The sequence below is a fragment of the Corynebacterium sp. genome (genome assembly GCF_022712195.1).
Lineage (GTDB): Bacteria > Actinomycetota > Actinomycetes > Mycobacteriales > Mycobacteriaceae > Corynebacterium.
The window spans coordinates 1-6,806 of the sequence record NZ_JALAGY010000066.1; the positions used below are offsets into that span (position 1 = coordinate 1).

Genomic DNA, 6,806 nt, shown 5'->3' on the forward strand with positions numbered 1-6,806 from the left:
ACCGCCACCACAGCCAACCCGTCCGACGCCGTCACCGTCTCCGGCGCGTACCCGTCACGCACGACCTTCCCGCTCATCCCCGGTTTCGAGGGCGTCGGAGTCGTCGAGGACGCCGGACCGGACGTCCCGGCCCCCACCCGTGGGCTCATCGGCCGCCGGGTGCTGCCCCTGGGTGGCCCCGGATGCTGGCAGCAACGCCGCACCGTCGACCACACGTGGTGCGTGCCCGTGCCCGACGACCTCGACGACCGCACCGCCTGCTTCTCCTACATCAACCCGCTGACCGCGTCCCTGATGGTGGCCCGGCACTGCACCGACGCCCGGTCCGTGCTGGTCACCGCAGCGACGTCCGCCATCGCCGGGCACCTGGCGGAGCTGCTGACCGAACTCCACGGACTGCGGCCCGTCGGCCTGGTCCGCGGGACGCCGGGGCATGAGGTCGCCGACCCCTCCCGGTGGAAACAGGTGGTCAGCACCGCCGACCCGGACTGGCGGGCACAGCTGCGCACTGCGGTGCCGGGCGGCCCGGACGTGATCCTCGACTGCGTCGGCGGCCCGCTCGGCACCGACCTCGTCGACGCACTCGCCCCCGGCGGCACCCTGGTGCTCTACGGGCTGCTGTCGGGCGAGCCGTTGCCGCCGGAATGCTCGGACGGGCGCCGCGGGACGCGCGTGGACATGTTCCGCCTGCGCGACACCGTGCACTCGGTGCCGCGGGTGGATCTCCCGGACCTGTTCGGACCGGTCTTCTCGCTGCAACGCCGGAGTCTGCTGCACACACCGGTGGCGGTGCGGACCGGGTTGGACGGACTGCCCGGGGTACTGGGTCAGTCGGGCGTTGGCGGCGGGATCGGACGAGGGAAGATCCTCGTCGACCCGTGGGCCTGAGCTGCCCGGCCGAGGTGCCGGTGCCGGGCCGAGGTGCCGGTGCCGGTGCCGGTGCTGGCGCACGGAGCAACCCCGGAGGCCGGTGTGACCGACCTCAGGGGTTGCCGCCTGCCGGGGTGGACGCGGGGTCGGCCCAGGGTGGACGACACCGGGGAGGAAAAGGCTGACGCCGTGCACTACTCCGGCACAGGCTCAGACTTCTCCGTGGGACGGTGCGAGGGTGGGCACGCGGCGAGGCGCTCGGCGATCTCCGCCGCGTCGAGACACTGACTCGTGGGGATCAACAGGTTGTCCCCGTCCCTGGTGAAGGACACCGCCCGCCGGGCCAGACCCGCCGACCGGGAGTCCTCCCCCTCCCCCATCTCCGGGACCACGAAGTGCGGTGTGCGACCCCGGGAGCGACCGCCGCGGACAGTGCCCACCGGGATCACCGGGGCGGCGAGGTCCCACCCGAAACCACCGGTGGCCAGGGCGCGGGCCACCGCCCGGGCGCCCCGCGGCACCCCGAGGGCCCCGGCGACCTCCCCGTAGCCGGTGACCTCGCCGTCGTCGATGAGTTCCAGGACCTCCCGGACCCGGTCGCGCAGTTCCCCGGTCACGGCACGGTCAGCCGTCTCCGGTAGAACACCGACCGCGAGACCCGGTCGGGGTAGACCCTCGGGGCGTCCGCGACATGCATGCGCTCGGCCCCGTTCTTCTCCATCGACCGGCAGGAACGCAGGTTCTCCACATCCGCACGGAACCACACCTCGTCGACGCCCGCCTGCCGCAGCACGGTGTACATCGCCTCCTTCATCGCCGTGTTCGCCGCCCCGCCGTGGCCCCGTGCGGACGGTGTCACCCAGGTGTGGCCGAGCATCACGGTCCCGGCGGCGCGGTCGGCATTGTAGACGGTGGTGCAGGCCACGGGGGCACCGTCGGCCCACAGGGCGTAGGTCCGGCGGGAGTCGTCGGTGATGAACCCCGACAGCGGGAAGGGGGAGGCCGTGAAGTAGCGGAAGGTGTCCCCGCGGTCCTCCGGGGGCAACGCTGCCTCGACGAGGTCGGCGTCCTGCGCGGTGACCAGGCGCATCTCCCGTCCCCCGTCGGCCGGGAAACGGTCGGGCAGGCCGGGCAGGTCAGACGGGCCAGACGGGTCAGACCAGGTCATCGGCGGGGGAGGTCAGCCGAGGACGTCGTTGATGACGATGGTCTCGTCCCGGCCCGGGCCGACGCCGACGTAGGAGATGCGGCAGCCGGACAGCTCCTCGAGGCGGTTGAGGTAGTCCTGCGCCTTCTCCGGCAGGTCGTCGAAGGTGCGGCAGCCGGAGATGTCCTCGTCCCAGGCGGGCATCGTCTCGTAGATCGGCGTGGCGTGGTGCACGTCGGTCTGGCTCATCGGCATCTCGTCGTGGCGCACGCCGTCGACGTCGTAGGCCACGCAGATCGGGATCTCGCCGATGCCGGTGAGCACGTCGAGCTTGGTGACGAAGAGGTCGGTGAAGCCGTTGACCCGGGAGGCGTAGCGGGCGATGACGGAGTCGTACCAGCCGCAGCGGCGCTTCCGGCCGGTGTTCACACCGAACTCGCCGCCGGTGGTCTGCAGGTACTCACCCCACTTGTCGAAGAGCTCGGTGGGGAACGGGCCGGCACCGACGCGGGTGGTGTAGGCCTTGATGATGCCCAGTGAGCTGGTGATGCGTGTGGGGCCGATGCCGGAGCCCACGCAGGCGCCGCCGGCGGTGGGGTTCGACGAGGTCACGAAGGGGTAGGTGCCGTGGTCGACGTCGAGCATGGTCGCCTGACCGCCCTCCATGAGCACGGACTTGCCGGCGTCGAGGGCCTGGTTGAGTTCCAGCTCGGCGTCGATGAGCATCGGGGTGAGCCGCTCGGCGAAGCCCATGAAGTAGCTGACGATCTCGTCGACGTCGATGGCCTTGCGGTTGTACAGCTTCACCAGCATCTGGTTCTTCTGGTTCAGCGCCCCCTCGACCTTCTGGCGCAGGATCGACTCGTCCATCAGGTCCTGGGCGCGGATGCCGATGCGGGAGACCTTGTCCGCGTAGGACGGGCCGATGCCGCGGCCGGTGGTGCCGATGGCGCGCTTGCCGAGGAAGCGCTCGGACACCTTGTCGAGGACCTGGTGGTAGGGGGCGACGAGCTGGGCGTTGGCGCTGACCCGCAGGCGGGAGGCGTTCGCGCCGCGGGCCTCGAGTCCGTCGATCTCCTCGAAGAGCGCCTCGAGGTTCACCACGCAGCCGTTGCCGATGACCGGGACGGCGTTCTCGCTGAGCACTCCGGCGGGCAGGAGTTTGAGCTCGTACTTCTCTCCACCGACGACGACGGTGTGGCCGGCGTTGTTACCGCCGTTGGGCTTGACGACGTAGTCGACCCGGCCGCCGAGGATGTCGGTGGCCTTGCCTTTTCCTTCGTCGCCCCACTGCGCTCCGACCACGATGATTGCTGTCATTGGCTCTGCCGTCGCTTTCCGATCCGGTTCCAAGTACGTTGACCAACTGAACAGTGTAGCGGTTCACTGTGCCCGTTCCAGCATCTTCGTCCCGTACTGTGGGGAACCATGACGACCGTTGTGCTCGCGTGCGGACCACGCGCCGCAGATCTGGTCGGCGCCCTCGTCGCCGACGCTGTCACTCTTCCCGCCGTGCCGGGACGCCGCGACCTGCGGCTCCTCGACGAGCTCGCCGCGGCGCACCTGCCGGTCGACGACACCCCCGGCCTGGACGAGATCGCCGCGGCACCGGACGTCCCCCACCAGGGCGCCCCGCAGTTCGCACCGCAGCGCCCCGACCGTCCGGTGCGGGTGGTCGTGGTGGGGTCGGACGCGGCGCTGTCGGCGGTGGTCACCCGGCTGATGCGCATCGACGCGATGTGGATCGCCGTCGGGTTCGTGCCGGTCGTGGAGGACGGCGACACCTCCGTCGTGGCCCGGAACTGGCAGCTGGAGGAGGTGAGCGCCTCCGCCGGCGGTCCGACGGTGGCGGCGCTGAACTTCGCCATGACCGCGCCGGTGCGCCCCACCGCTGTGGTGCGCGACGATTCCGGCCTGGTCACGCTCGGTTCAGCGGAGATCTTCCACCGCGGTGCGGAACTGGTCGGCGAGATCATCGTGGACTCGCAGACCCTGTTCGCCAACTCCGGGAGCCGGGCGTGGGACGGCCGCCCCGGCGCCTTCGGTGCGCGGCTCGTCCCCACGGTCGACGCCCCGGGGCTCGCCGCCACACGGCTGGTCACCCCGTCGGTGTGGGACACCGAGGCAGCCCGCACCACGCCCCGCCGTCGCCTGTTCCGCCGTCCCGCGGAGATCGGCGGGGTGGACCCGGAGGCGGTGCTGACCGGCCGCGCGCTGCAGGCCGGCGGGGTGGAGCTCACGGTGGTGCGCGACGGGGTCATCCACCCGCGTCCCACCTCGAAGGTGACGTTCTACCGGCACCTGCGCGACGGGCAGTTCGTGCGGCGCTGACCGGCTAGGCGGTCCGCACCATCGACACGTGCGGGATGCCGCCCTCGTCGTACTCCTCACCGTAGGCCCGGAACCCGTGGGCCTCGTAGAGCCTGGTGATGTAGGTCTGGGCGTGGAGCACGATCGGCTCCCCGGCGTGCAGTTCCACCGCACGTCCGATCAGTTGACCTGCCAGGCCCCGGCCGCGGAAACGGGGGTCGGTGGCCACCCGTCCCAGCACACAGCGGACGGCATCCGTGCCGGGCACGTTCCACAGGGCGGGCACCGCCAGGGTGCGCAGGTAGGCCACGACCTCCCGTCCGCTGCGGATGAAGACGTGCAGGGTGCTGTCGTCGAGGTCGCGCCAGTCGAGTTCCTCGTCCTCGACCTTCTGCTCGCGCAGGAAGACCTCGGAGCGCAGCCTGGCGATCGCGTAGACCTCCGTGGTGTCGAGGTCCCCCCAGCGCTTGACGGTGATGTCGGACAGAGCGGTTGTTGCCATACCGATACTGTATCCGACGTGGTCCGCGGTCAGCCCCTGTCGTCCCCGTCCCAGACCTCCGGCGGGAAGCGGGGGTCCTCCACGGTGGGCTGCAGCACGGACATCGCCGACTCCCGCGACATCCCGCAGATCTGCAGGGTGTCGACGATGATCGACCGGCACTGCGCCAGCACGACCGTGCCCGACAGGCCGGCACCGTCGGCGACGGACATGTCCGCCCGCCCCGCCAGCACCTGCAGCCGACGGGTGATCTCCGGGATCTCCACGAGCTCCCGGCGAGTGCCGCGGGTGCCGCCCGAGGCGTAGAGGGTGCCGAGGTGCCCGAGGGCGTCGGAGAGGTCCCGGATCAGCCTGGTCAGTTCGGGGTCCGGTTCCACCCCGTCGCCCACCATGATCTCGGCGCGGCGGGCGAGCACCCGGGAGTTCCGCATCACGTTGTCGACCGGGGTGAGGATGCGGTTCATCGACCGGGCGTAGCGCCGGGCCGACCAGTAGATGGGCGAGATGTTCACCACCTCGTCGCCGCCTCCCACCGAGGACATCAGTTCATTGACACCGGCCTGGGTCCCGCGGGCGGTGACCAGTGCCTCGCCGATGAGTTTCCCGTCCTGCTCCTCGATGCCCTGGGCGACGTCGTCGAGCACCAGGGCCGCCTTGCTGATCAGGCTGGCGACCTCCCGGCGTGCGGCGCGCAGCGGACTGTTCGGGATCACCGCGACGACGACCAGCCCCACGAGACCACCGATGAGGGCGTCGACCATGCGCTCCCACCCGGCCTGGTCCCCCGGCGGGATGAGGGTGGCCACGAGCACGGCGGAGCTGGCCGCCTGGTTCGCCACGAGCACGCCCTTGTCCACGAAGACCGCCAGCATCATGGCGACGAAGACGGCCACGGTGATCTGCCAGGCGCCTTCGCCGATCTGGGAGATCACCACGTCGCCGATGCCGATGCCCACGGCCACGCCGACGACGATCTCGAGACCCCGGCGCGCCCGTTTGCCGCCGTAGGCGCCGAGGCTGATGACCGCGGCGATCGGCGCGAAGAAGGGCTGCTCGTGGCCGACGACGTTGTGGGCGATGAAGAAGGCCAGTCCCGCGGAGACGGCGCACTGCAGGGCGAAGACGGAGCTGCCGCGCACCCTGTTGACGCGTTCGACGACGGCAAAGCGCTGCAAGGACTCCGCGGCCGCCTTCACTCCGGCGCGCGCCCGGTCCCGTTGTCGCTCCCGGGCCCGCCTCTCCCGTTGTTTCCGGCTCTCGGTCATGGGGTCCATTGTGACACGTCCTGTTGCCGGCCGGACCGGAGTTGATGTACACATGTACATGTACAGATGTACATCAACAGGAAGGTGGCCCACGTGCCCACACCGGAGCAACGCACGACCCCCGCCGCGGGGAAACGGGACCCCGCCGGACGGCGCGCCGCGATCCTCGACGCCGCGACCGAGCTGATCTGCGAGAAAGGGGCGTCCTCACTGACCCACCGCGCGGTGGCCGCCCGCGCCGGCGTCGCCGTCGGCTCCACCACCCAGTACTTCGACAGCATCGACGACCTGCGCGACGAGGCACTCCGGGTCCTCGCCGACGAGACGGAGGATGAGCTCGCCGAGATCGCCGACCTGCTCGACGGTGCCTCGGACCCCGCCGAGATCACCGGGGTGATCGCCACCTGCGCCCGGATCGTGGAGGACTTCCTGCACGAGACCCGCCAGGTCCGGGCGAACATCGCCATGATCAGCACGGCCATGACCGACCCGTCCCTGCGCACACTCGCCCTGCAGTGGTCCGACCAGCTCACCGACCTGCTCTCCGCCCGTGTGGGCCGGACACGGGCGGCGGCCGCCGTCGCCTACATCGACGGACTCACCGTCCACGCCGCACTGCACGACGACGCCACCGACGCCGGCACCATCGCCGCCGTACTCACCACACTGCTCGACGTGCCTGACCCCGACACACAGGAGCCGACCCCATGAC

Annotated in this window: 8 protein-coding genes; 3 read left to right on the top strand and 5 right to left on the bottom strand. The window is 71.0% G+C overall.

Annotation, left to right across the window (positions count from 1 at the left end):
- The coding region (locus tag Q0A34_RS08775; protein ID WP_291479619.1) for a zinc-dependent alcohol dehydrogenase family protein at positions 1–888 on the top strand (888 nt) is incomplete at its 5' end.
- Positions 889–1,064: 176 nt separating this feature from the next.
- Here the strand turns inward: Q0A34_RS08775 and Q0A34_RS08780 are convergent.
- Genes Q0A34_RS08780 through Q0A34_RS08790 form a run of 3 tightly spaced genes read right to left on the bottom strand, consistent with a single transcriptional unit; the run spans position 1,065 to position 3,337 of the window.
- Positions 1,065–1,487: an MGMT family protein gene (locus tag Q0A34_RS08780; protein ID WP_291479620.1), complete on the bottom strand. Its 423-nt coding sequence runs from the start codon at positions 1,485–1,487 to the stop codon at positions 1,065–1,067.
- Positions 1,484–2,038, bottom strand: a complete 555-nt coding sequence (locus tag Q0A34_RS08785; RefSeq protein WP_291479621.1) for a GNAT family protein — start codon at positions 2,036–2,038, stop codon at positions 1,484–1,486. The genes Q0A34_RS08780 and Q0A34_RS08785 overlap by 4 nt, the downstream gene beginning before the upstream one ends.
- A 12-nt stretch (positions 2,039–2,050) precedes the next feature.
- Positions 2,051–3,337, bottom strand: coding sequence for an adenylosuccinate synthase (locus tag Q0A34_RS08790; RefSeq protein ID WP_291479622.1), 1,287 nt, complete (start codon positions 3,335–3,337; stop codon positions 2,051–2,053).
- Positions 3,338–3,445: 108 nt separating this feature from the next.
- Between Q0A34_RS08790 and Q0A34_RS08795 the strand changes: the two genes are divergently transcribed.
- Complete coding sequence (locus Q0A34_RS08795; RefSeq protein ID WP_291479623.1) at positions 3,446–4,348, top strand: hypothetical protein; 903 nt, start codon at positions 3,446–3,448, stop codon at positions 4,346–4,348.
- Between the two features lie 4 nt (positions 4,349–4,352).
- On the opposite strand, the gene Q0A34_RS08800 is transcribed toward Q0A34_RS08795, so the two are convergent.
- Complete coding sequence (locus Q0A34_RS08800; protein ID WP_291479624.1) at positions 4,353–4,829, bottom strand: GNAT family N-acetyltransferase; 477 nt, start codon at positions 4,827–4,829, stop codon at positions 4,353–4,355.
- A gap of 29 nt (positions 4,830–4,858) precedes the next feature.
- A complete protein-coding gene (locus Q0A34_RS08805) occupies positions 4,859–6,094 on the bottom strand; it encodes an FUSC family protein (protein ID WP_291479625.1) in 1,236 nt (411 codons plus the stop codon).
- A 66-nt stretch (positions 6,095–6,160) separates the two neighbouring features.
- Here Q0A34_RS08805 and Q0A34_RS08810 point away from each other — a divergent pair, with 66 nt between their 5' ends.
- Positions 6,161–6,805: a TetR family transcriptional regulator gene (locus Q0A34_RS08810; protein ID WP_291479626.1), complete on the top strand. Its 645-nt coding sequence runs from the start codon at positions 6,161–6,163 to the stop codon at positions 6,803–6,805.
- Position 6,806 lies beyond the last annotated feature (1 nt).

Excerpts from the sequence above, each read along its gene's own strand:
- Q0A34_RS08790 (WP_291479622.1), bottom strand. The coding sequence starts at position 3,337 with ATGACAGCAATCATCGTGGTCGGAGCGCAGTGGGGCGACGAAGGAAAA.
- Q0A34_RS08805 (WP_291479625.1), bottom strand. The coding sequence starts at position 6,094 with ATGACCGAGAGCCGGAAACAACGGGAGAGGCGGGCCCGGGAGCGACAA.
- Q0A34_RS08795 (WP_291479623.1), top strand. The coding sequence starts at position 3,446 with ATGACGACCGTTGTGCTCGCGTGCGGACCACGCGCCGCAGATCTGGTC.
- Q0A34_RS08800 (WP_291479624.1), bottom strand. The coding sequence starts at position 4,829 with ATGGCAACAACCGCTCTGTCCGACATCACCGTCAAGCGCTGGGGGGAC.
- Q0A34_RS08785 (WP_291479621.1), bottom strand. The coding sequence starts at position 2,038 with ATGACCTGGTCTGACCCGTCTGGCCCGTCTGACCTGCCCGGCCTGCCC.
- Q0A34_RS08810 (WP_291479626.1), top strand. The coding sequence starts at position 6,161 with ATGTACATCAACAGGAAGGTGGCCCACGTGCCCACACCGGAGCAACGC.